Here is a 1,067-nt window from a genome sequence, read left to right on the forward strand (position 1 = left end):
CTCCGCCGTGAGCGGAGCCCTGACGGCCGAGGCAACCTCCGGTGCTGGCCCGACGGCTGCCGGGCCAGCACCGGGAGCGTGCTTGGTTGAGCTTCTCGTCAGCTGAGAGTGCCGTTGAAGAACACCGGCTCGTTGAACTCGGCGGCGACCGCGATCTGCACGGGCCCGGTAGCGCCCTTCTTGGTCTTGAAGCGGAACGGCACCCGCAGGGACTGTCCCGGCGCAATGTCTTGCGTCGCCAGGTCGGCGCCGTCGTCGAAGTAGCGCTCGGCCGGCGCCCCGTTCACGGTCGCGTTCATCGTGACCAGACTGGCGCCCACAGGATGGCTGCTGCCGTTGGTGATCGTGACGGTCGACTCCCAGCCCTGCTCGCCTCGACCAACGATGTACTGGTTCCCGGGGTTGTGCGGCGTAGGGGCGGCGACCATAAGCCCGACCTTGGACGAGTAGTAGAACATCTCGCCGAGTCCGACCGAGCCGCCCTGGCGAGCGTCGTCGACGGCCTTAACGGCGCCGCCGACGAGAGCGGTGCAGCCAGCGAAGGCGAGGATGGGGATCAGGATGAGCGCGCCGACAATCCACGGCCACTTCCTCCGCTTCTTCGGCGGCGTCGGCTCGGCGCTCCGCTGCGTGGGAATCTGAGACGGCAGCTGCTGGCCGCCGGTGAAGCCGAACTGTTGCGGTTGCCGCGGCGGCGCCCACTGCTGGCCGTACTGCTGAGGCATCGGCTGCGGCTGTCGGTGCTGGGGCGGGTAGGGACCGGGCCGACCGTTCTGGGGACCGTAGTACGGCTGACCGCGACGTGGCGGGTGAGGCTGAGACATGGGGGAGCGTCTCCGTTCGTGCATTTCGTCCCCCGACGTCACTTCACGAATCGCAGTGCTTGGGTGGCCCGTTACCGCGGCCGGATCGCGGGTTGATAACAGTCGAATTGAGGCGGCAGTTCACGTTCGGCAAGACCTTGAGTACACCGACGCGACCGGTACCACGGTCGTGACGCGGCCCAAAGTCTGACGACGGCGACGACACGCTTGCCCTGCGATTTCAGAGCCGACTGCAGACGAGCG

1 protein-coding gene is annotated in these 1,067 nt (G+C 67.6%); it reads right to left on the reverse strand.

Annotation, left to right across the window (positions count from 1 at the left end; translation table 11 throughout):
* Window positions 1-98 precede the first annotated feature (98 nt).
* Window positions 99-725: a hypothetical protein gene (locus PKE99_RS37740; protein WP_051738365.1), complete on the reverse strand. Its 627-nt coding sequence runs from the start codon at window positions 723-725 to the stop codon at window positions 99-101.
* Between the last annotated feature and the right edge of the window lie 342 nt (window positions 726-1,067).

The organism is Pseudonocardia halophobica, from assembly GCF_027922425.1.
Taxonomy (GTDB): Bacteria; Actinomycetota; Actinomycetes; order Mycobacteriales; family Pseudonocardiaceae; genus Pseudonocardia; species Pseudonocardia halophobica.